This window comes from Prochlorococcus marinus XMU1405, from assembly GCF_017696275.1.
Lineage (GTDB): Bacteria > Cyanobacteriota > Cyanobacteriia > PCC-6307 > Cyanobiaceae > Prochlorococcus_A > Prochlorococcus_A marinus_AB.
Map to the genome: position 1 here is coordinate 367059 of NZ_JAAORF010000002.1, position 21652 is coordinate 388710.

Sequence of the window (21652 nt, forward strand, 5' to 3'; positions counted from 1 at the left end):
TTTAGGGTCTACGCCAGAAAATATTATCTTTTGAAATTAATTTATCTGACTCAGGAGGTCCCCATGTCATAGATTCATAATTATAAATAGGTAACTTCCAAGGAGAATTATCCATCAATTCTATTAATGGCGTATAAAGTTTCCAGGCTGCCTCTACCTCATCACTTCGGGTAAATAATGTTGGGTCAGAAAGCATTGCATCAGCTAATAATCTTACATAGCCTTCATCTGAGGGTTCTCCAAATGATTCATCATAAGAAAATTCCATCTCAACAGGTCTTGATTTCATTCCAGAACCAGGAGATTTTACCTCAAATTTGAAAGTAGCACCTTCATTTGGCTGAATTCTAAGGACAAGTTGATTTGGGGCAGGATTTATTATTGTTGATTCAAATAAATGAACAGGAACGTCTTTAAAAGTCAAGACTATTTCTCCAAGTCTTTTAGGTAGTCTTTTACCTGTTCTCAAATAAAAAGGAACCCCTTGCCAACGCCAGTTATCTACGAAAACTTTTGTCGCAATATAAGTTTCTGTTGTGCTGTTACTATTAACACCATCTTCCTGCCTATATCCTTTGAGTCGATTTGAAACATTCCCTCCCTCTCCGTATTGACCTCTTATGCAACAATTCCACGGTTCATTTTCGTCAGCAAGTTTTGAAGCTTGAAGAACCTTAGCTTTTTCATTTCTTATTGCTTCTGGTTCAAATTTTCCAGGAGGTTCCATTGCAGTAACTGCAAGCATTTGAGTCATATGATTTTGAAGCATATCCCGTAAAGCACCAGAGCTTTCGTAATAACCTGCTCTATCTTCAACACCAACTGTTTCTGATGAAGTAATTTGAACACTTGATATATAATTCCTATTCCAGATTGGCTCAAAAATAGTGTTGGCAAACCTCAAAACAAGAATATTTTGAACTGTCTCTTTACCTAAATAATGATCAATCCTATAAATCTGACTTTCTTCGGCGCAACTTTGAACGATCTTATTCAATTTTTTTGCACTTGAATAATCTCTTCCAAAAGGTTTTTCAATTACTAAACGACTTTTCTTGGCGTCATCTAAAAGACCAGCCCCTTTAAGAGCTTTACATCCACTCGCATAGAAATTCGGAGATACTGATAAATAAAATGTTCTATTCCCATGAGTAGCTTGTGTTTTATCAATTTCACTTAATCTTCTAGAAAGCCTTACGACATGATCACTTTGTTGTAGGTCAACTGGTTCATAGAAAAGATAATTAGAAAATTGTTCCCACTCCCTTTCTTTACCAGATATTTGATTTGATAACTTTACTTTCATCTTTTCTCTAAACTCATTATCAGTCCAGGGTCTTCTAGCACAACCAACTATTCCAAATTCACTAGGAATTCTTCTTTGCAAATAGAGTTCAAATAAGGCTGGTATTAATTTTCTATGAGTAAGGTCTCCACTAGCGCCAAAAATTATTAAACATTGTGGAGATATGACTCTTTCCTGCCGTAAACCTAATCTTAGAGGATTACTTAAAGTTGAAGGCATATTTTTAGTATTCTTTATTTAAAATCCTCTTTTTTTCAAATATTAGCTACATATTGTGTCTAAACCAAAAAGTATTTAGTATGTAAAACTTAAATCTTAATATCAAAGATTTAGTAAGTTTCTACGTGCCATCTTCCTGCTTTTTTTAGTTGAGGTCTTAGTTCTGACCAGTTCAATCCTTTTTCTTCTGCTGCCTTAGTCATTGCTTCATCTATTCCAGGTTCCATACCCTTTAATCCACAAAGATATATATGTGTCTTTTCATCTTCAATCATATTGAAAAGTTCATTTGCTGACTCTAAAACTCTGTCTTGAATGTACATTCTTCCACCTTTTGCATTTTGCTGCTCGCGACTAATAGCTTTTGTATATTTAAAATTATCTGGATTCTCTGCAATGTATCTTTGAAGATCTTCTTCGTATAACAAATTAGCTGATTTTGGAGCACCCATAAATAACCAAGCTTTACCCTTGAAATTCCATTTATTTTTTTCTTTTTCAGTTGGTTCGAACATTCTTCTTAAATAAGCCCTCATTGGCGCTATTCCAGTTCCAGTGGCTAACATAACAATGTTTGCGTCTTCTTCATCAGGGAGAAGCATTTCTTTACCAACAGGACCTGTTATTTTTACTTTATCTCCAGGCTTAATATCACATAAGTAAGTAGAGCAGACACCATTAATGGTTTCACCATCTTTTTCATACTGAAGCTGTCTTACACAAAGAGAAACTGTATTTCCATTAAAGTCATCACCGTGTCTAGTGCTAGCTATTGAGTATAGTCTTAATTTATGAGGTTTTCCATTAGCATCTTCGCCGGCAGGCATTATACCAATACTTTGACCTTCTACATAATTTAAAAATGGATCACTATCTTTAAGGTCGAAAGTTATGTGATTAACTCTACCAATTGCTCCTTCTTTAAGAAGACTGTAGTTTTCAATAACTGTTCCCTCATATGGTGTTTTGGGACGGTAAATATTTACTGGAACGTCTGCATGTTTTTTCTTAACTATTTTTGGAGCTTCTGTTTTTGGAGCTTCTGTTTTTGGAGCTTCTATTTTTGAGACGGCGACTTTTTTAGGTTCCACAGCGTTTGATTCAGGTTTTTTTGTTTTTGCTTCTTCGACAAATTTTAAAGCTCTTTTATTAAAAGTTGTAAGTATAAAATAAAAAACAGCTATTACTACTGGTATATGAGCTAATCCGCCTGCGATTACTTTTGCTTGTGAATACATTTTTTAGATTTCTTTTATAAAAGATTATCAATTTGTAGTTTAATTTGTAGTGATTTTATAAAAATGGTTACGTTTTGAGATCGGAATAAATAGATGAAATTATTTTTATTTTTCAGTATTTGTTGTTTTTATCAGTATAGTTACACAGAAATAATTTTTATTTAATTAAAAATTCATTGTATGAACAATCCTCAAGAATCAATGAATCATTATAAAGACAATGATTACGGGACAATTGAGCAGACGATGGAGAAGTTTTCCGGTGGGACAAGACGGCTGGCAGCTCAACTTACAACTTCTGCAAGTTTTGATTCTTTGTGGAGTGTTTTAACAGATTATGATCGACTAGATCTTTATATACCAAATCTATTATCAAGCAAAAAAATATATCAAAAAAACAATAATGTTCACCTTAAACAAGTTGGGGCTCAGGATTTTCTTGGTATGAAATTTTCAGCTGAAGTAACCATCGATTTGTTCGAAGATAAGGAGCTTGGCCTTTTAAAGTTCAGTTTAATTAAAGGGGATTTCAGAAAATTTGAAGGCAGTTGGAAAATTCAAAATATTAGAGATACTTCAAAAAATTCATTAATTTACGATCTAACTGTTCAAGGTTGTCAATGGATGCCAATAGGAATGATAGAGAAAAGACTCAAAAAAGATCTTTCAGAAAATTTGATTGCCGTAGATAGGCAAGCAAAATTACCAGAAAATTAGTTTACATTTTAGATAATAGCCCCAAGGGGATTCGAACCCCTGTCGCCTCCGTGAAAGGGAGGTGTCCTAGGCCTCTAGACGATGGGGCCAGGAATTTAGCATAGCAGCTTATTAAAAACTAAGAGTAAGGCTAGCCTTTCGTCAAGTATTGTTGCTCTTTGTTTTGTCCTTGCCATACAGGAACTGTGAAATGGAAGCAGGAGCCTACACCAATTTCAGATACGACCCATATTCTTCCTCCATGGACTTGTACTATTCTCCTGCATACTGATAAACCTATGCCAAAACCTGAAGTTCCTTCAGAAGTCTGCGGAAGTCTTACCCTATCAAGAAAAATTCTTTTTTGTTCGCTCAAAGGAATACCCGCACCTTTGTCACAAATTGTTATTTCTACCCATTGATTTGTTTTGTGAATCATGGTGATTTTTATAGATCCAGAGTCTTTTGAAAATTTAATAGCATTTTCAATTAAATTTAAAAATACTTGCCTCATTCTTCTTTGATCTGCAAATACACTTGGCAGATCAGATGGAATATCAGTATCAATTTCAATATTCCTTAATCTCCAGAATTTTTCTAATTCGAGTATTACTTCAGCACTAATATTACCTAAATCTATTTTCTGAGGATTAAATAAAGCTTCCCATTTGGTTGTTCCAACCTCTAGTAGATCCTGGGATAGAAGTTCAATCTCTTCTAGACGTCTTTTAATTACCTCTTGCAATTTTGAAATGTCTATTTGTCCGAGTTTTTGACTTTGAACCGCCAAAGTGGCAGCAGTTAATGGAGTTCTTAATTCATGGGCGACCATTCTTAATAATCTTTCCTGAGATTCTATTCTTTTTGTTAAAGTCTCATTTTCTTGTCTTAAAACAAGAAGTTCATCTTCCAAAAGAAATTCTTTTTGAGTTCTTATTGAATCAATTTTGGATGGTTGCAAATTAATTCCAAGATTTTTAGTTAAACCCTCTTGTGTCCACCTTGGCAACCATTTCTGAACCTGAGAGAAAATATTACTTCCAGCAAATATTTGTTTTGGAGCTGGTGAAACTTTTATTAGTGCTGGGATGGCAACTAATCTATGCAATTCGAGTAATTCAGGTTGTTCTGTGGGTTCAGAAATTTGAAGAGATATCTCAAATTCACAATCATCTGACTCTAAATAAGCTATTAATGACTTAATATCATTGCTGGACAGTTGGTTTCTAGCTGCAACAAGTATTAATTTTAGTTCCTTCTTATCATTCAAATGATTTCCCCTGAAGTGTTGAAAAGCTGTTAATCCTTATAAACACATTAAGATATTTTTTTTTATTCTACAGATAAGCTATGAAATAAATAAGACTTATTTATATATGACTGTTATTAATCAAAAGAAAAATCTAAATTTTGGCGAAAATAATCATCCAGAAATTAGTTTAAATAATAATTTAAAAAGATGGTTTTCAAGAAACGTTGGATTATGGAAATCAAATAGAACTTATTTTCTTGATGAATTACAAAAAACTTATAATTTATGCATGAATATTAATATTCAAGCTCTCGAGAATAAAACGGCATGGGAGTCTCACTATAAATTCAGATGGTACCCAGAAAAAAAATATAATTTCTTTGAGGAAAATCCTCAATATAAAGAACAAGGAGAAATGCGCGCATACCTGAGAGGACACCAACTTATTAGAGAAAATTTTTATTTAAGTGATGATGAAGGGATTTCAAATATTAAACAAGTCGATGAGCACGAAATGATTTTTGAATCTTCTTATAAAGATTGGTATATTATTGAACATACAAGACTTGTAGATGCTGATAACTATAGATTCAGGGTCATATATTCATGGAATAAAAATAAGTTAAAAATAGTAGAGAATCATCACGAAATAAAAATTATTAAGTAAGTTCTTATATTTAATTAAGAAAAAATCAAAAATGTTATCTTGAAATAAATGTTAATAGTAAATGAGTATTAAATTTTATTCAAAAAAAATTCTTAAATTTTTAGGTATTAGCTTTATTGTCCCTTTCACACTGTTTGAGATTAATTCAATTGATAAACAACTCAAAGCAGAAAAAAATTTAATTGCGGCATCAGAAGAAGATATTTTCCTTTATAGACAAATGGGTGCATCCTATCTTTGTATAGCCTCAAAAGCTGAAGTTGATTTTAATAAAGGTCTTACAATTGCAAGTGCTACTTTTGCAAATGTAATAATTGGCAAGCATGGTGGGGCTATTAAAGAATTAGGGAATGCAAAACTTGACGAAAAAAAATTGTACAACGCTGGGACACTTCAAATTGTTGGAAGTGCACTTAATATTTGTCCTGAAAGCATTCCAAATAATATAAAAAATGATTACAAAAAACAGATCAATAAACTTCAAAAGGGAAGTAAAAAATAATTTATTTGATTATCTGAACATTGAACTAACGGAACTTTCTTCATGAATTCTCCAAATAGCTTCTCCTAGCATATTTGCTACAGAAAGCACTTTTAACTGTGGGAAATTATCTTTAACAAGAACTGGTATGCTGTTAGTTACTATAACTTGTTCGAATAAATCTTTAGCACTTAATCTTTCACAGGAGGGTGGAGAAAATACAGCATGCGAGGCACATGCAAATATTCTTTTAGCTCCTTCTTTTTTTAATAAATTAGCTCCAGAACAAATTGTTCCTCCCGTATCAATCATGTCGTCTATAAGAATAGCTGTTTTGCCTTTAACTTCACCAATAACTGTTAGACTCTCAGCGATATTATGAGCTGATCTCCTTTTATCAATAATTGCTAAGGGGGCATCATTCATTAATTTTGCGAATGCTCTCGCTCTAGCGACCCCACCTACATCAGGAGAGACAACTACAATTTCCTCTAAATTTAAAGATTCTAAATAATCAATTAATACTGGTGAACCGTAAATATGATCGCAAGGAATATCAAAATAACCTTGTATTTGAGCAGAATGTAAGTCCATAGCAAGAACTCTATCCACTCCTGATTTCTCAAGCAAATTAGCAGTGAGTTTTGCTGTTATAGATTCTCTTCCAGAAGTCTTTCTATCTGCCCTTGCATATCCAAAATAAGGGATTACGGCGGTTATTTGTCTTGCAGACGCCCTCTTGCAGGCATCAACCATTATCATAAGTTCCATTAAACTATCATTTACAGGAGCACATGTAGGCTGAATCAGGAACACATCGCAACCTCTAATAGATTGTTGAATTTGCACATAAAGTTCTCCATCAGCAAATCTTTTAGATATTAAAGGTACATTTTGAATCCCTAAGTATGATGCAATTTCTTCAGCTAATTTGGGATTTGTAGTTCCACTTACTAGCCTTAATCTACTATTAGTTAGATTAAAATTAGATTCTTTATTCTGCACTGCCGTGATAAAACTTGTCACGAAATTAGCAACATAACACTATATTTATATCGTAGTCGCTTATGTGAATTTCGCAAAAGATAATCTATAGATCTTTTCAAAAGTCATATCTCTTAAGCAAAATGTAAACATAATTGGATTAAAAATCAGAAATTTTCTATTATTTCTAAAAAAATCAGCATAGTATTTGTCAATAAAAAAGAATTTGTTTATCGTTGAGCTTAGAGGATTAATAAATATTTAAAAGTAAATAATCAAAATATAATTAGAAAATGTCTATGAAAACAGTTCTTAAAAAAAAATCATTAGGAATACTTATGCATCCTTCATGTTTACCAGGAGGAAAAGTATGTGGAACTTTTGGTAGAGGAGCTAAAGATTGGATAAAGAAGCTTCATTGCCATGGTATCGAATACTGGCAATTTTTACCTCTTACACCAACTGATTCTACTGGGTCTCCCTATAGCTCACCGTCTAGCTTTGCTCTGAATCCATGGTTTCTTGATGTAGATTATTTAATAGAAGAAGGTTTTATCTTCATTTCTAATTTAGAAGAATTAGGTCCCACAAATAACCAGAATACTCATTTTGATTTTGATGATGCGAATAATTTAACAAAAAAATTAGGTCACCTCCTTTTGCAAGGTTGGAGTTCCCAATCTAAAGAGAGAAAACTTAATTTTAATGAGTGGATTAGAAAGAATTCTTGGGTTGAAGATTATGCAACATTTGATGTTATCAGGGAGGAATTTAATATGTTGCCTTGGTGGCAATGGCCTAAAGAATTTAAGATAAAAAATAACGAATTTTTAAAAACATGGACTGATACAAAGAGTGAAAAGATACTCATTAAAAAATTAATACAGTGGCATTTAGATGAACAATGGACTGCTATAAAAAAATTTGCAAAGTCATATAGTGTCAAGTTAATTGGAGATCTGCCCTTTTATGTTTCTAGGGACAGCGCTGATGTATGGAGTAATAAATCACTATTTTCGATTTTTAAAAATGGAGATTTAATCTTTCAAAGTGGTGTGCCTCCTGATTATTTTTCATCAACAGGACAATTATGGGGAACTCCAACTTACTTTTGGTCAAAACATAAGAGTACTAATTTCAATTGGTGGAGAAAAAGATTTAAAAGGCAATTTGAACTTATGGACTTGATGAGATTAGATCATTTCAGGGGTTTGGCTGGTTATTGGAGGGTTAATGGAAATGCCAAAACAGCAATTTCTGGTAAATGGATAAATTCTCCAGGAAGAACACTATTAAATAAACTAAAAATTGACTTAGGGACTGACTTACTACCAATAATCGCTGAGGATCTAGGAGTAATAACACCCGATGTAGAAAAATTAAGGAAAAATTTTAAACTTCCTGGAATGAAAATATTACAGTTCGCATTTGATGGGAACGAAGATAACCCATATTTACCCAAAAATATTGAAGGTGAAAATTGGGTAGTTTATACAGGTACTCATGACAACTCTACTTCCGTCTCATGGTGGGAATGTTTAGAAAATAACTCCAAAGAACTAATCAAAGATCAATTTAAATTATCTGATAATCCTTCTTGGAGTTTAATAAAAATAGGCATGGATACAAATGCAAATCTCTTTATTGCTCCAATCCAAGATATTTTATCTCTAGATGACTCAAGCAGATTAAATATACCTGGCACGACAAAAAACAACTGGAAATGGAAGTTAAATCGATCTTTAGGAGAAGTAGAGGACAATATAAGGAGATTTAGTGAGCTAGGAAATAATTTTGGGAGAACTAGGAAATAGAGACTTATTGAAGTTTATTTATCAATGATTTTGTTTTCAATATTTTGAATCTCAATAACATTTACATTTAGAATAAAGTATCTCTTTAATATAAAAACAGTAAGGAATAATATAAAAAAATAAAAAAGGATTCCCTGCCAAGTATTTATAAGATCAAATTTATTGACAATAAAATCTTTTTTCTCTTTCTTAGAAGTTTCTCCTTCTCTAATGGCTAAATTTTTTAATGTATGTTTTTTTAATCCTAAGCATTCCTCTAATTTGATTAATATTGATCTTATAAATGGATACTTTGGTCTAATATTTTTATTATTGTTTTCAATAGAAATTAAGGTTTGTTCAGGTATTTTTGAGATACGAGACAATTCTTGAATTGTTATATTTTTGTGGATTCTCGCTTCTTTTACTAACTTTGCTATTTCTCCATAATAATCAACCAATACATTATTTACTTCGATATCAATCAAAGATTTTTTTTTAAACAAAAAAAGATTTTTAAAAATATTCATTACATATTTCCAAGTTTATTAATTTTTTGACTACTCAATTTTAAAAATGAGAACTATATTTAATTTTAATCATTTAAAAATCATAAGTAAATTTATTAGGTTCAAATATAAAAACTAAACTGGAGAAATAATATTATTGACCGCACTTTTTGCAAAATTCAAAGGGCTAAATGTATCTCTAATTAGACTTAAAAGTTTTTTTGCGTCAGTTAATTCTAGTTTGTCATCTTTTATAAGGCTTAAAAGAAGATTCTTCCGAACTTCTGATCCTTTTTTACTAACAAATAATTTTAATCCTGCATTGGCAACTGGTATCAAATCTGAGTTAATATTTTCAGAATCTTTAAATAAAATATTTAGTAAACTTTCAACTTTTTCTATTTGAATTCTACCTTTATTATCAAACACAACTTCCAAGAGAATTTCTAAAATCTCATCAGAATTATCAGTAAGTAGTTTCTTAGCTATATAAGGATATGCGATTTTTAAAATTTTAAATTCAGGATCTAGTCTTAGTGCTAAACCTTCTTGACTAACAACGGCTCTTATTATCAAAGCGAACCTACTGGGTACTCTAAATGGATAAGAGTACATTAGTTTTGAGAATTTATCAGTTACATTTTTAAGATTAAAATTGCCAACCTCAGCACTAAAAGATCCTCCTAAAACTTCTTTTAATGGTTTAACAAGTTTCTGAAGATCTTGTTCTTTAGTTAAAAAACCTAATTTCTGAAAATCTTTTGCAAGAAGATAATATTCATCATTTATTATGTGAACAATGGCCTTAATGAGAGTTAGTCTATCTGAATTTGTAATTGTATCCATCATTCCGAAATCTACATAAGCTAAATTTCCATAATCTGCATTTCCTCCTTTAAGAGCAAACATATTTCCAGGGTGTGGGTCTGCGTGAAAATATCCATATTCAAATAACTGCTGAAGACCACTTATTACACAAGTTTTTATGAAAGAGGAAGGTACCAGGTTATTTTCCTCCAATAAAGCCCTATCTCTTAATTTGACTCCATCAATCCAAGAGGTTGTAATAATTCTCTTAGATGAGAACTGTTTTTCCAATTTAGGAATAAAAACATTTGGGTTATCTTTGAATAAATTGGCAAACTTTAAAGCATTTTCACCCTCTTTCTCGTAGTCAATTTCATCAAAAAGTGCTTTGCCGAATTCATCTATTATTTCTCCAATTCCTACACCAATATTTAGTGGCAGAAATGGTGACAACAAAGTTGATAAAAACCTTAATATCACAACATCTCTTCTTATAAGAAAGTTTAAATTTGGCCTTTGTACTTTTACCGCTACATGAGTATTATTTTTTGTTTTTGCTTTATAGACTTGTCCTAAGCTTGCTGATGCAATAGGACTATCAGGGAACTCATCAAATAATTCATTAGGTGGTCCGCCAAGTTCCTCTTCAATAATTTTTAAAGCAATTTTGTGATCGAATGCTGGTAGATTATCCTGTAGGTTGGTAAGTTCTGTCAACCAATCTTGTCTAACTAGATCAGGTCTAGTTGAAAGTGCCTGTCCCAATTTTATAAAACAAGGTCCTAAATCTGTTATTACATCAAAAAGATATTTGGAAAGATTTTTTTGTATATTTTTATTTTTACTGTTACCTTGAAAAAGTATTCTTAAAAAAAGAAAAATAAAAGTTAATAGGATATATAAAACTCTCGGGACGAAAATCCATGGTCTCAAAATCAACCAAATTAAGTCATCTTTTGCCGAGTATTGCGGATAAGACCTTGTCATTTAATTTAAAAAATATCAAAGAAGAATTCCCACTAGTCCATTCTATATATGTCAATAACACTTTATGAGCATTTCATCTTTTCTAACTAAAAAGTTTTCAAAGTCACTTTTCTTTCCCGCTCATAACAGAGGGGCAGCTTTACCCGAGAAATTAGTGAAATTATTAAAAACGCAACCTGGGTATTGGGACTTGCCGGAACTACCAGAGATAGGGTCACCTCTATCCCAAAGCGGATTAATTGCCAAAACTCAAAAAGAATTCTCTGCGAAATTTGGTGCTAAAGGATGCTTTTTTGGAGTTAATGGAGCCTCAGGATTAATACAATCAGCGGTAATTTCAATGGCAAAACCTGGTGAAACGATACTAATACCAAGAAATGTTCATATAAGTGTTATAAAAATCTGTGCGATGCAGAACATAAATACAATATTTTTTGACCTCGATTTATTATCAGAAACTGGTCATTACAAACCAATAACAAAAATATGGTTGGAAGATGTATTTAAAAAAATAAATTTTATTGAAAAAAAAATTGTAGGGGTAATTCTTACTAGCCCATCTTATCAAGGTTATGCAGGAGATTTAGAACCTTTAATAGATCTTTGTCATCAAAAAAAATTACCTGTTTTGGTTGATGAAGCTCATGGTTCTTATTTCCTTTTTTGTGAAAACCTTAACCTACCAAAATCCGCTTTAGTATCAAATGCTGACTTAGTCGTTCACTCCTTGCATAAGTCGCTAAATGGTTTAACTCAAACGGCTGCACTTTGGTACAAAGGGAATCTAGTAAATGAGCATAATTTAATCAATAGTATTAATTTGTTGCAAACTACTAGTCCAAATTCTTTATTACTTTCTTCTTGTGAAGAGTCTATTAAAGACTGGCTAAATAAAAAAAGTTTATCAAAATATCAAAAAAGAATTTTAGAGGCAAAAAGTATCTATAAAAAATTAATCCAAAAGAATATTCCTCTTATAGAAACCCAAGACCCCTTAAAAATAGTATTAAACACCTCTAAAGTAGGAATTGATGGTTTCACTGCTGATAAATTTTTTTATAAAAATGGTCTTATTGCTGAATTACCAGAAATGATGACTCTAACTTTTTGCTTAGGATTTGCTAATCAGAGAGATTTTCTTAATTTATTTGAAAAGTTGTGGAATAAATTACTGTTAAATTCTAAAAAATTAAAAAGTTTAAAAGTACTCCAATCGCCCTTTAAACTAGTTCAAGAACCTGAAATTGAAATTGGAATTGCTTGGAGAAGTGAGACTAAGAGTATCTCTTTCTCTCAATCATTAAATAAAATATCAGGAGATATTATTTGCCCTTATCCTCCTGGGATACCTCTAGTAGTTCCTGGAGAAAAAATTGACATCGATAGATTTAATTGGATAAATAATCAAAGTTTGTGCAACAAAGATCTGGTAAATTTTAATATAAGAGTCATACAACAATAGAACTTCAATATGAGATTTAGAAGCGGATTACTTATAGGAATATTTGGTTTAATTGTTGTTTTATTGGGGGGATGGTTTTTTACATTAGCAATAGCTTTACTCACTTATTTAGCATTATTAGAATTTTTTAGAATGGCTGAATTTAAAGGAATAAAACCAGCCACAAAAACCACATTATTTTCATCTTTCGTTATTATTATTTCTACTTATCTTGAGGCCATAGGTTTACTTGAGGGAGAGATATCAAATTCAATTTTGCCTATCTGTTCAGTTGGGATATGCACTTGGTTACTACTACAACCAAAACCTGGAACAATTTCAGATATTGCAGCGTCTATTTTTGGATTATTCTATTTAGGTTTTTTGCCTAGTTACTGGATTAAGTTAAGGGGATTAGAGTCAGTGATAATAAGTTCAAATCAAGGTTTGATTTCATTTGAAAACTTATCAAATACTACAGGTATTCATTTAACTTTAACTTCTTGTTTCTTAATTGTAGCTAGTGATATTGGTTCTTATTTCATTGGGAAGTCATTTGGTAAAAAATCTCTTTCTTCAATATCTCCTAGCAAAACAATAGAAGGTTTAATTGGAGGAATATCCTGTTCGGTTTTATTAGCAATATTTTTCGCATTTTCACTGAATTGGGAAAATCCATTATTAGTTGGAATTTTATATGGAATTTTAATTTCTCTTATGGCTTTAGTTGGAGATTTAATTGAATCAATGATGAAGAGAGATGCAAAAATAAAAGATTCCGGAACTTTTTTACCAGGACATGGAGGAATTCTTGACAGAATTGACAGCTATATTTTTACTCCATCTATCTTGTATTACATTTTTATACTTCTCAAGTATCTAAATTAATTTTTAAATTTTTTTTATTCCAAAAAATAATCTTGAATAATTTTAGTCGATAATGATGGTAAATCTATATGAGGAAGATGGCCACAATTTTGCAACCCTACATAATTTAATTTTTCAATTTTTCTTATTTTTTTAATCTCTTTTTTTCCCAGAATACGATCATTCTCTCCACATATTGCTTTAATTGGGATATTTTGAATATATTTATTTGTCCCAGCAAACCCTCCACTTTTTGCAAATGATGCAAGTGAATTCCTCCATCCTTGGCAACCTAAATGAATTGAAGCAATTTGCTCTTCCATTTCACCAACACATTCTTCTGGGAAAGCAAATGCTTGCCTGCAAAGACTTTTTCTAACCTGCGGCAATCCAAGAAATGAGGAACCGATTTGGTTAAGAGGAAAAGGGATGCTCTTAGGTTCTCCAAATAATCCTGCGGGAGATAAAAGGATAATCTTATCAATGGAATCAGTAATTTCAAAAGCAAGTTTTAAAGCTGCTGAACCTCCCATAGAGGCCCCAATAACTTTAATATTTTTTGTTATTTGCAAAGTCTTAAGGAGATCAATTAAAAATGAAATTATTTTCGAAGGATTGTATTCATTTGTTGCGCACCTAGGACTAAAACCAAATCCTAGTAAATCAGGAACTATAACTTGGAAATTTTTTTTTAGTGATTGATATATTCTCCTAAACTCTAAAAAACTACTATCAAAGCCATGTAGGAGAATTATAGGTTGACCTTTCCCTCCCATAACTACAGGGAATTTCAAAGAATTCCAGTTATCATTTAGTTTGATCCACTTAACATCATTTGCTAAATAAAGAGCCAATGGATCCAAAAGAGACAATTTTGCTCTCTCAAAAAATTCAATATTTAAATCACTAAATTGTTCGAAGTTGGATTTAGTCAAAAAATAATTATATTTTGATTTTTTGTTTTTCAAAATTTGTAATAACTTCAATTATATCTTGTTTACTAATTTCAAAAGGCAAGAAGTGAATTTCAGATTTTTCTCTACAAGTGAAATCAGCAATTTTTTCTAAATTTTTATTTTCGAAAACATTAATTCCTAATTCTGAAATAGTGGTTGGCAAATTCAATTCTTTCATAAGTACTAACAATTGTTTAATAGACTGTTCAGCTAATTTATTATTATTTTTGATTTCTTCAAGTCTTAATTGCAATAACAATCCAACTCCAACAATCTCGCCATGTAAGAATTTATTTGGAGTAATTATCTGAGTAATTGCATTATGAATAGCATGTGCTGCGGCTGTCCTACACTTTTCTCCACCTATACCTCCAACTAATCCTGCTGTAAGTCCACATGCTTCTATAATATTTCTCCAAGAGGAATTATTTTCAAATGGGTCTTTAAGGGCTTTTTCTCCATCTATTAGTAATTGATCTCTTAGAACTCTTGAAATCTGAATAGCTTGTTGAACAAGACCATCATCTATAGTTGAACTAGTTATTGAAGATTCATACCATTTTGCTAAAGCATCTGCTATTCCGCTTGCAAGTGTTCTTGAGGGAGCTGTTTGAATAAATTTATGATCGTAGACTAGGACTTTTGGACAAGATCTCAGTGCAACATCCTTTATAAATTGACCTTTTTTCGTATAAATATTTGATAAGGCAGTCCATCCCGCGCAGGTTGCAGCACTAAGTGGAACTGTGATACAAGGAATATTAAGGCACTCTGCTATATATTTGCCAGAATCAAGAACTTTACCTCCTCCTGCTGCGATAACAGAATCATTATTATTATTTAAGATGACATTCTTAACTGTTGAAATATCTTCATAACAGCAATCAAATTGTAAATTAGCTAAAGAAACATCAAGGTCTAGATTTTTTAAATCTCTAAAAATTTTACTTTTAATCTCTTTGGTATAAAGACTTCTACCTAAAATTAAAGGTCTTTTGGTTAAATTAGCAATCTGAGGTAAAGCTTTTTCCCATGCATCCTTCCCCCTAAATATAGTTTCTGGAGATATTGATTGCATTTTAAAATTAATTACTAGAAGTTAGCCCCTGCTAGCTCCTGTTGAGATTCTTCAGAAGAAATATTGATTTTAACTTTTTTATTTTCATCTATGTCAACTAACGCCTTATCTCCATCTTTAATTCTCCCCGAAAGGACTTCCTCTGCCAAACTATCTTCTAATAAGCGCATAACAGCTCTTCTTAATGGTCTTGCTCCATAAGAAGGGTTATAGCCTTCTTCAACAAGCCTTTCTTTAAATGCATCAGTTACGCTTAATTTAATACCTTTATCTTCCAATCTTGCAAAAACCTCTTTCAACATTATTTCTGCAATTTCTTTAACTTCATTTTTAGAAAGTTGCCTGAATACAATTATTTCATCAAGTCTGTTTAAAAATTCAGGTCTGAAGTATTGCTTAAGTTCTTCATTAACTAGAGATTTGATTCTATTATATTGGCTATCTTCAACAGAATCACCAGAGAACTCAAATCCTAACCCACCTCCACCTTTCTCAATAACTTTTGAACCAATATTTGAAGTCATTATTAGTAAGGTATTTTTAAAATCAACAGTTCTACCTTTGGAATCTGTTAGTCTGCCGTCCTCAAGAAGTTGTAATAATAAATTGAAAACATCTGGATGAGCTTTCTCTACTTCATCAAACAAAACAACTGTATAAGGTCTTCTTCTGACTGCCTCAGTAAGTTGACCACCCTCATTAAAACCTACATATCCCGGTGGCGAGCCAATTAGTTTACTAACTGTATGTCTCTCCATAAATTCTGACATATCTAATCTAATCATTGCTTCTTCGCTACCAAAGAAATATGAAGCTAAAGATTTAGTCAATTCAGTTTTACCTACGCCAGTAGGGCCTGAAAAGATAAAACTTGCTATTGGCCTATTTGGATTTTTCAAACCAACTCTTGCTCTTCTAATTGCTCTAGAAACGGCTTTTACAGCTTCATCTTGACCGATCAGTCTTTGGTGAAGCGTCTCCTCCATGTTAAGAAGTTTAACTGATTCTGTTTCAGTTAATTTTTGAACAGGAACACCTGTCCAAGAAGCAACAATATGTGCAACGTCCTCTTCACAGACCATAGGATTTTGTAAAAGTTTTGAATCATTTTTTACCGAGTTTGTATCAATACTTGTTTCATCCTCAGTTGTAGATTCTTTTTTATTCTCGAGTACATCTTTAATTTTTGCAGACAACTCAATCTCTTTTTCTCTCAATTGACCGGCTTGATCAAAGTTTTGATCCCTTACAGATTCTTCCTTTTGTTTTTGAATTTGTCTTAATTCTTTATCAATTTGTTTAGCCTCAGGTGGAAGTTTAGAGTTTATTAAACGAACCCTACTTCCTGCCTCATCGATAAGATCTATAGCTTTATCAGGCAAAAATCTATCAGATATATAGCGATCTCCTAGGTGAGCTGCAGCCTCTAAAGCATCATCAGTAATTTTAAGGCGATGATGTTGTTCATAACGTTCTCTAAGTCCCTTTAAGATTTCGATTGTATCTTCTATTGATGGTTCTCCAACCATGACAGGTTGGAATCTTCTCTCTAAAGCAGCATCTCTTTCAATATGTTTTCTATATTCGTCTAGAGTTGTTGCTCCAATGCATTGGAGCTCTCCTCGGGCCAATGCAGGCTTAAGAATATTCGCTGCGTCTATAGCACCTTCAGCTGCTCCAGCACCAATCAAAGTATGCACTTCATCTATGACAAGTATTACATTACCTGCAGATTTAATTTCCTCCATTATCTTCTTTAATCTTTCTTCAAATTCTCCTCTATATTTTGTTCCGGCTACCAAAAGTCCTATATCAAGAGTTAAAACTCTTTTATCTTCTAGTATGTCGGGGATGTCACCCAACTGTATTCTTTGAGCTAAACCCTCTGCAATAGCGGTTTTACCAACTCCAGGTTCACCGATAAGTACTGGATTATTTTTGGTCCTTCTGCCTAATATTTGAACAACGCGATCTATTTCCTCATATCGGCCAACTACTGGATCAAGTTTTGATTCACTTGCTAGCTTTGTTAGGTTTGTTCCAAATTCATCTAGTGTAGCAGTTTTTAAATTTCCTTTACTTGGATTAGCTCCACTGCCAACTTCTGCTGTTTCACCTAGCATCCTTATAACTTGAGTTCTTACTTTTGTAAGATCGATACTAAGATTTTCTAAAACCCTTGCAGCTACCCCTTCTCCTTCCCTAATCAAGCCTAGTAATAAATGTTCAGTCCCTATATAGTTATGACCTAATTGGCGCGCTTCTTCCAGTGATAATTCTAAAACCCTTTTTGCTCGAGGGGTAAAGGGTATTTCTACAGCTACAAAACCTGATCCTCTACCAATTATCTTTTCTACTTCAATTCTTGAATCTTTTAAATTGACACCTAATGATTTTAGAACTTTTGCTGCAACTCCTGTACCTTCTCCAATAAGACCTAATAAAATTTGTTCTGTACCAACGAAGTTATGGCCAAGCCTTCTAGCTTCCTCTTGAGCAAGCATGATGACTTTTATAGCTTTTTCTGTAAATCTTTCAAACATTAGAAGATTATCTTGCTATTAATAACCTACCAGCAATATGTCAATTTTGTGTTCACAATGAGCTTTTGTGAATACCTAAAAGTATATTTTTTTTAATTTAATCTAACTTTTTTGGTGATATAGCAATAAATTCAAGTAATTTCAAGCATTCTGGTTATCCGAACAATTAAATTTTAAATTACTTAGTTCTTAGTTTTTTTTCTTTGAGGAGAGCATCCGAACCATCCTTATAATAATCTCTTCGTATTCCCACAGTATTAAAATCAAAGCTATTGTAAAATTTATCAGCAGAAAAATTAGAATGAGAGACTTCCAAAATTAATTTTTTTAAATTTAATTTTTCACATTCTTCTATTAAGTAGCTCATAAGGTAAGTTCCAAAACCTTTTTTCCTGTATTTATGGTTTACCACAAAAAAATTTATTTGAGCTTCATCAAGAACTACATGAAAAACACATATTCCTACTACAAGATTTGAAAGTAATATCCCGAAGACATTGACACCATCTTTTTTAAATTCTTTAGCCCATTGATTTTTGCTCCACAAAGAGATCGTATTTGAATCTAATTCATAACATAAATCAATATCTTTCTCTTTTATATGTTTAATGGATATCATTTTATAATAAATAAATATTCAAAAATCTGAAATTAAAGTCATTATAAAATATGACAATTTAAGAATAACTCTATTTAGAATTTTCCCATGGACGAAAAAAAATCCTTTTTAAAACAAAAGATTGATATCAACAGCCCAAATAAAAATATAGTACCGATTACTACATCTATAGGAAGTGATGGAAAATTATCAATTGGTGGGTGCTCTATTGAAGAATTAGTTAAGAAATATGATTCTCCACTTTATATTTTGGATGAAATCACTCTAAGAAACTCTTGTAGAGCATATAAAAAAGCACTAGAAAAATATTACCCTGGAGGATCTCTTCCAATATATGCTTCTAAAGCAAATAGTTCTTTATTCATGAGTAACCTAGTTTCATCAGAGGGTTTTGGACTTGATGCGGTTTCAGAGGGAGAACTATTAACTGCTCTTAAAGGTGGAGTCCCAAATGAAAAAATCGTCTTTCACGGTAATAATAAATCAGATCAAGAAATAGAGTTTGCAATTAGAAATAACATACAAGTAATTGTAGATAATGATTATGACTTACAAAGGTTAGAAGAAACTTCAAATTCATTAAATTGTGATTTGGAAATAATGATTCGATTTACTCCTGGAATCGAATGCCATACTCATGAATACATTAGAACTGGATCATTTGATAGCAAATTTGGTTTCGGTATTGAATATTTAAATCATTTATTTGACAAAGTCAGCAAGACTAAACATCTTAACTTAAAGGGATTACATGCACACATTGGGTCCCAGATTTTTGAACTAGACCCACATAATGATCTAGGCAAAATAATGGTGAATGTCATTTTACAAGCCAAAAAATTTGGCCATGATATACAAAAATTGAATATGGGTGGAGGTTTAGGTATTAAATATACAGAAGATGACGATCCCCCTTCAATAGATGAATGGGTAAAAACAATTTCCACATCTGTTGTTCAAGCTTGTAAAAAACATAATTTAAATTTACCTACTTTGATGTGTGAGCCAGGAAGATCCATTGTATCTACAGCAGGAATAACAATTTACAAAATTGGGGCGTTTAAAGAAATACCAGGGATCAGAACATATTTATCTGTTGATGGTGGAATGAGTGATAATCCAAGACCAATAACATATCAATCAAATTATTCCGCATGTTTGGTAAGTAACCCCTTTAATATTAATTCTAAAAATAAATATACTATTGCTGGTAAGCACTGCGAATCAGGAGATGTATTGTTTAAAGAGATAGAACTAGCTAATTGCAAAACGGGAGATCTTATATGTGTTTTTGGTACTGGTGCTTACAATAACTCAATGAGTTCTAATTACAACAGAATTCCAAGACCTGCTGCCCTCTTAGTTTCTGATGGTGAAGCAGAAATTATTCAAAAAAGAGAAAGCCCATTGGATCTTTTAAAATACGACGTCTTACCTGATCGCTTTCTTAAACAAAATTAGGTACATTTAGATTAATTTTATTTTTAATGTGAATTTCTGGGGGATTATAAATTTAAAGCTTTTATTAGATGTCTTATTCGCTGTAGGTTTTGGACTTTTATTATTTTCTAGAGTTAAAGAACAGAGAACATTGTGGCTTTTAAGGGGATATTTGTTTTTAGTTTCATCAGCTTGGTTCATTCAAAGATATGCATATCTTCCTTTAACATCAAAATTAATTGATGCTGTAGTCCTCGCATGCTCTCTCTCTTTAGCAATACTTTGGCAAGGAGAGCTGAGAAGGTTAATGGAATTGTTAGGTACTGGTAGGTTAGCTGTATTACTAGGAAATCCACCAAAGGAATTCAGAGCAAAATCCACTACTATTACTCAGTTAGTCGATACTGCAGGTAAACTCTCTCAGAATAGAAGGGGTGCTTTAATCGTTGTGGATTTGGGGAGTGATTTAAGACCTGAAGATTTTTTATATTCAGGGACAAAAATTGAGGCACAATTGTCAACAGACCTTTTAATAAATCTTTTTGCAACAGATACACCTCTGCATGATGGAGCAGTTCTTGTGAAGGGTAACAAAATAATATCTGCAGGAGTAATACTTCCACTCTCTAGGCAAGGAATTAGCAGATACGGCACAAGACACTTGGCTGCATTGGGAATTACAGAAAGATTTGATAGATGTATTTGTATTGTTGTTTCTGAAGAGACAGGTACGTTATCATTAGCAAATCAGGGGAAACTTGAAAGGCCAATTACCAGTAGTAGGTTACAAGAACTACTTGTGGATTTAATAGGGAATCAAAACTCTATGGGAACGAATAAACCAGCTCTAAGTAAAAATTCTTTATCCCAAAAGACAAATGCAAGTGATAATATTGTTGGTGGTATTAATGAAGATGAGTCCAAAGAATCAGAAATCATTACCACTAAAAGGGACTAGAAAATGAGATTAGGAAAATTAATAGACGATAAAATTAATGACTTATCAATGAAAATAGATAAGCAAAAAGTACCCAAACATGTAGCAATAATTATGGACGGAAATGGGAGATGGGCAACTAGGAAAGGCTTGCCTCGATCCTTTGGGCATAAACAGGGCGTTAGTGTATTAAAAAAAATTCTCAAAGCTGCAAAAAATTTAGGTTGTAAAGTAATTACTGTTTATGCTTTTTCAACTGAGAATTGGACAAGACCAACAAAAGAAGTTGATTTTCTCATAAATCTTTTTAGCGAAGTTTTAAAAAACGAAATTAAAGAAATACATGAAGAATCAACAAAAATAAAATTCATAGGAGATTTAACTCCTTTTCCAAAAAATTTAAAAGAAATAATCTCTAGTTCAGAGTCTCTAACTAAACACAACAATAAATTTTTATTCAATGTTTGTGTGAATTATGGAGGTAGGCAAGAAATAGTAAAAGTTGCAAAAGAATTAGCCTTAAAATCTTCTTCTGGAGAAATAAACCCAAGTGAAATTGACGAAGAATTATTTAATTCAGAGCTATTAACTGGAGGGATTAAGGATCCAGAATTACTAATAAGAACTAGTGGCGAAAAAAGGATAAGTAATTTTCTATTATGGCAATTAGCTTATTCAGAAATTTATATATCTGACGTACTTTGGCCTGAGTTCAATGAGTATGAATTTCTCAAAGCAATAATTGATTACCAATCAAGGCATAGACGTTTCGGAGGTATAGAATCATTACCAAATGAATCTTTTAAAGATTCTCAATGTTCTTCCTAACAAA

General features: G+C 32.0%; 19 protein-coding genes and 1 tRNA gene. 9 read left to right on the forward strand and 11 right to left on the reverse strand.

From position 1 onward, the window contains the following. Window position 1: 1 nt before the first annotated feature. Entirely contained in the window at window positions 2–1525 is a 1524-nt protein-coding gene (zwf, locus tag HA148_RS05655) for a glucose-6-phosphate dehydrogenase (RefSeq protein ID WP_209130970.1), read from the reverse strand. Between the two features lie 110 nt (window positions 1526–1635). Further along, on the reverse strand, window positions 1636–2763 hold the full coding sequence (locus HA148_RS05660; RefSeq protein WP_209130972.1) for an FAD-binding oxidoreductase: 1128 nt from the start codon (window positions 2761–2763) through the stop codon (window positions 1636–1638). Window positions 2764–2943: 180 nt separating this feature from the next. On the opposite strand from HA148_RS05660, the gene HA148_RS05665 reads away from it, so the two are divergent. Further along, window positions 2944–3480, forward strand: coding sequence for an SRPBCC family protein (locus HA148_RS05665; protein WP_209130975.1), 537 nt, complete (start codon window positions 2944–2946; stop codon window positions 3478–3480). Between the two features lie 16 nt (window positions 3481–3496). Here the strand turns inward: HA148_RS05665 and HA148_RS05670 are convergent. Continuing rightward, window positions 3497–3569 (reverse strand) — tRNA-Glu (locus tag HA148_RS05670). A 41-nt stretch (window positions 3570–3610) separates the two neighbouring features. Continuing rightward, complete coding sequence (locus HA148_RS05675) at window positions 3611–4729, reverse strand: histidine kinase (protein ID WP_209130977.1); 1119 nt, start codon at window positions 4727–4729, stop codon at window positions 3611–3613. A 106-nt stretch (window positions 4730–4835) separates the two neighbouring features. On the opposite strand from HA148_RS05675, the gene HA148_RS05680 reads away from it, so the two are divergent. Together HA148_RS05680 and HA148_RS05685 are read left to right on the forward strand one after the other, a co-directional pair. After that, on the forward strand, window positions 4836–5378 hold the full coding sequence (locus HA148_RS05680) for a hypothetical protein (protein ID WP_209130979.1): 543 nt from the start codon (window positions 4836–4838) through the stop codon (window positions 5376–5378). Between the two features lie 61 nt (window positions 5379–5439). Further along, window positions 5440–5880 carry a Villin headpiece domain-containing protein gene (locus tag HA148_RS05685; protein WP_209130981.1) on the forward strand — a complete coding sequence of 147 codons (441 nt, stop codon included), beginning with the start codon at window positions 5440–5442 and terminating at the stop codon, window positions 5878–5880. Window positions 5881–5889: 9 nt separating this feature from the next. Here the strand turns inward: HA148_RS05685 and HA148_RS05690 are convergent, their stop codons facing one another. Continuing rightward, complete coding sequence (locus HA148_RS05690; RefSeq protein WP_209130983.1) at window positions 5890–6885, reverse strand: ribose-phosphate pyrophosphokinase; 996 nt, start codon at window positions 6883–6885, stop codon at window positions 5890–5892. A gap of 251 nt (window positions 6886–7136) precedes the next feature. On the opposite strand from HA148_RS05690, the gene malQ reads away from it, so the two are divergent. Next, on the forward strand, window positions 7137–8657 hold the full coding sequence (malQ, locus tag HA148_RS05695) for a 4-alpha-glucanotransferase (protein WP_209130985.1): 1521 nt from the start codon (window positions 7137–7139) through the stop codon (window positions 8655–8657). A gap of 14 nt (window positions 8658–8671) precedes the next feature. On the opposite strand, the gene HA148_RS05700 is transcribed toward malQ, so the two are convergent. Further along, window positions 8672–9166, reverse strand: coding sequence for a helix-turn-helix domain-containing protein (locus tag HA148_RS05700; RefSeq protein WP_209130988.1), 495 nt, complete (start codon window positions 9164–9166; stop codon window positions 8672–8674). A gap of 114 nt (window positions 9167–9280) precedes the next feature. Continuing rightward, window positions 9281–10939, reverse strand: a complete 1659-nt coding sequence (locus HA148_RS05705) for an ABC1 kinase family protein (RefSeq protein ID WP_209130990.1) — start codon at window positions 10937–10939, stop codon at window positions 9281–9283. Window positions 10940–11003: 64 nt separating this feature from the next. Between HA148_RS05705 and HA148_RS05710 the strand changes: the two genes are divergently transcribed. Continuing rightward, a complete protein-coding gene (locus tag HA148_RS05710; protein WP_209130992.1) occupies window positions 11004–12401 on the forward strand; it encodes an aminotransferase class I/II-fold pyridoxal phosphate-dependent enzyme in 1398 nt (465 codons plus the stop codon). Window positions 12402–12410: 9 nt separating this feature from the next. Next, complete coding sequence (locus tag HA148_RS05715) at window positions 12411–13268, forward strand: phosphatidate cytidylyltransferase (protein ID WP_209130994.1); 858 nt, start codon at window positions 12411–12413, stop codon at window positions 13266–13268. A 14-nt stretch (window positions 13269–13282) separates the two neighbouring features. Here the strand turns inward: HA148_RS05715 and HA148_RS05720 are convergent, their stop codons facing one another. From HA148_RS05720 to rimI, 4 genes are all read right to left on the reverse strand, one after another. Next, complete coding sequence (locus tag HA148_RS05720; RefSeq protein WP_209130996.1) at window positions 13283–14182, reverse strand: alpha/beta fold hydrolase; 900 nt, start codon at window positions 14180–14182, stop codon at window positions 13283–13285. Between the two features lie 7 nt (window positions 14183–14189). Then, the gene (locus HA148_RS05725; protein WP_209130998.1) at window positions 14190–15281 is read right to left on the reverse strand and encodes an iron-containing alcohol dehydrogenase; all 1092 of its coding nucleotides are present in this window, start codon (window positions 15279–15281) and stop codon (window positions 14190–14192) included. A 14-nt stretch (window positions 15282–15295) separates the two neighbouring features. Next, entirely contained in the window at window positions 15296–17824 is a 2529-nt protein-coding gene (locus tag HA148_RS05730) for an ATP-dependent Clp protease ATP-binding subunit (protein ID WP_209131000.1), read from the reverse strand. 178 nt (window positions 17825–18002) lie between these two features. Next, window positions 18003–18443 (reverse strand): ribosomal protein S18-alanine N-acetyltransferase, encoded by a 441-nt coding sequence (gene rimI, locus HA148_RS05735; RefSeq protein ID WP_209131002.1) that lies wholly within the window; start codon window positions 18441–18443, stop codon window positions 18003–18005. 87 nt (window positions 18444–18530) lie between these two features. On the opposite strand from rimI, the gene lysA reads away from it, so the two are divergent. The 3 genes from lysA to HA148_RS05750 are packed head-to-tail and all read left to right on the forward strand — an operon-like array spanning window position 18531 to window position 21648. Continuing rightward, window positions 18531–19904 carry a diaminopimelate decarboxylase gene (lysA, locus tag HA148_RS05740; protein ID WP_209131005.1) on the forward strand — a complete coding sequence of 458 codons (1374 nt, stop codon included), beginning with the start codon at window positions 18531–18533 and terminating at the stop codon, window positions 19902–19904. 28 nt (window positions 19905–19932) lie between these two features. Continuing rightward, the gene (gene cdaA / locus HA148_RS05745) at window positions 19933–20841 is read left to right on the forward strand and encodes a diadenylate cyclase CdaA (protein WP_209131007.1); all 909 of its coding nucleotides are present in this window, start codon (window positions 19933–19935) and stop codon (window positions 20839–20841) included. Window positions 20842–20844: 3 nt separating this feature from the next. Next, window positions 20845–21648, forward strand: a complete 804-nt coding sequence (locus tag HA148_RS05750; protein WP_209131009.1) for an isoprenyl transferase — start codon at window positions 20845–20847, stop codon at window positions 21646–21648. Window positions 21649–21652: the final 4 nt, after the last annotated feature.

What these genes read in the sequence shown, in the direction of transcription:
- zwf (WP_209130970.1), bottom strand. Translation starts at nt 1,525, where the DNA reads ATGCCTTCAACTTTAAGTAATCCTCTAAGATTAGGTTTACGGCAGGAA.
- HA148_RS05660 (WP_209130972.1), bottom strand. Translation starts at nt 2,763, where the DNA reads ATGTATTCACAAGCAAAAGTAATCGCAGGCGGATTAGCTCATATACCA.
- HA148_RS05665 (WP_209130975.1), top strand. Translation starts at nt 2,944, where the DNA reads ATGAACAATCCTCAAGAATCAATGAATCATTATAAAGACAATGATTAC.
- HA148_RS05680 (WP_209130979.1), top strand. Translation starts at nt 4,836, where the DNA reads ATGACTGTTATTAATCAAAAGAAAAATCTAAATTTTGGCGAAAATAAT.
- HA148_RS05685 (WP_209130981.1), top strand. Translation starts at nt 5,440, where the DNA reads ATGAGTATTAAATTTTATTCAAAAAAAATTCTTAAATTTTTAGGTATT.
- malQ (WP_209130985.1), top strand. Translation starts at nt 7,137, where the DNA reads ATGTCTATGAAAACAGTTCTTAAAAAAAAATCATTAGGAATACTTATG.
- HA148_RS05700 (WP_209130988.1), bottom strand. Translation starts at nt 9,166, where the DNA reads ATGAATATTTTTAAAAATCTTTTTTTGTTTAAAAAAAAATCTTTGATT.
- HA148_RS05705 (WP_209130990.1), bottom strand. Translation starts at nt 10,939, where the DNA reads ATGACAAGGTCTTATCCGCAATACTCGGCAAAAGATGACTTAATTTGG.
- HA148_RS05710 (WP_209130992.1), top strand. Translation starts at nt 11,004, where the DNA reads ATGAGCATTTCATCTTTTCTAACTAAAAAGTTTTCAAAGTCACTTTTC.
- HA148_RS05715 (WP_209130994.1), top strand. Translation starts at nt 12,411, where the DNA reads ATGAGATTTAGAAGCGGATTACTTATAGGAATATTTGGTTTAATTGTT.
- HA148_RS05725 (WP_209130998.1), bottom strand. Translation starts at nt 15,281, where the DNA reads ATGCAATCAATATCTCCAGAAACTATATTTAGGGGGAAGGATGCATGG.
- HA148_RS05730 (WP_209131000.1), bottom strand. Translation starts at nt 17,824, where the DNA reads ATGTTTGAAAGATTTACAGAAAAAGCTATAAAAGTCATCATGCTTGCT.
- rimI (WP_209131002.1), bottom strand. Translation starts at nt 18,443, where the DNA reads ATGATATCCATTAAACATATAAAAGAGAAAGATATTGATTTATGTTAT.
- lysA (WP_209131005.1), top strand. Translation starts at nt 18,531, where the DNA reads ATGGACGAAAAAAAATCCTTTTTAAAACAAAAGATTGATATCAACAGC.
- HA148_RS05750 (WP_209131009.1), top strand. Translation starts at nt 20,845, where the DNA reads ATGAGATTAGGAAAATTAATAGACGATAAAATTAATGACTTATCAATG.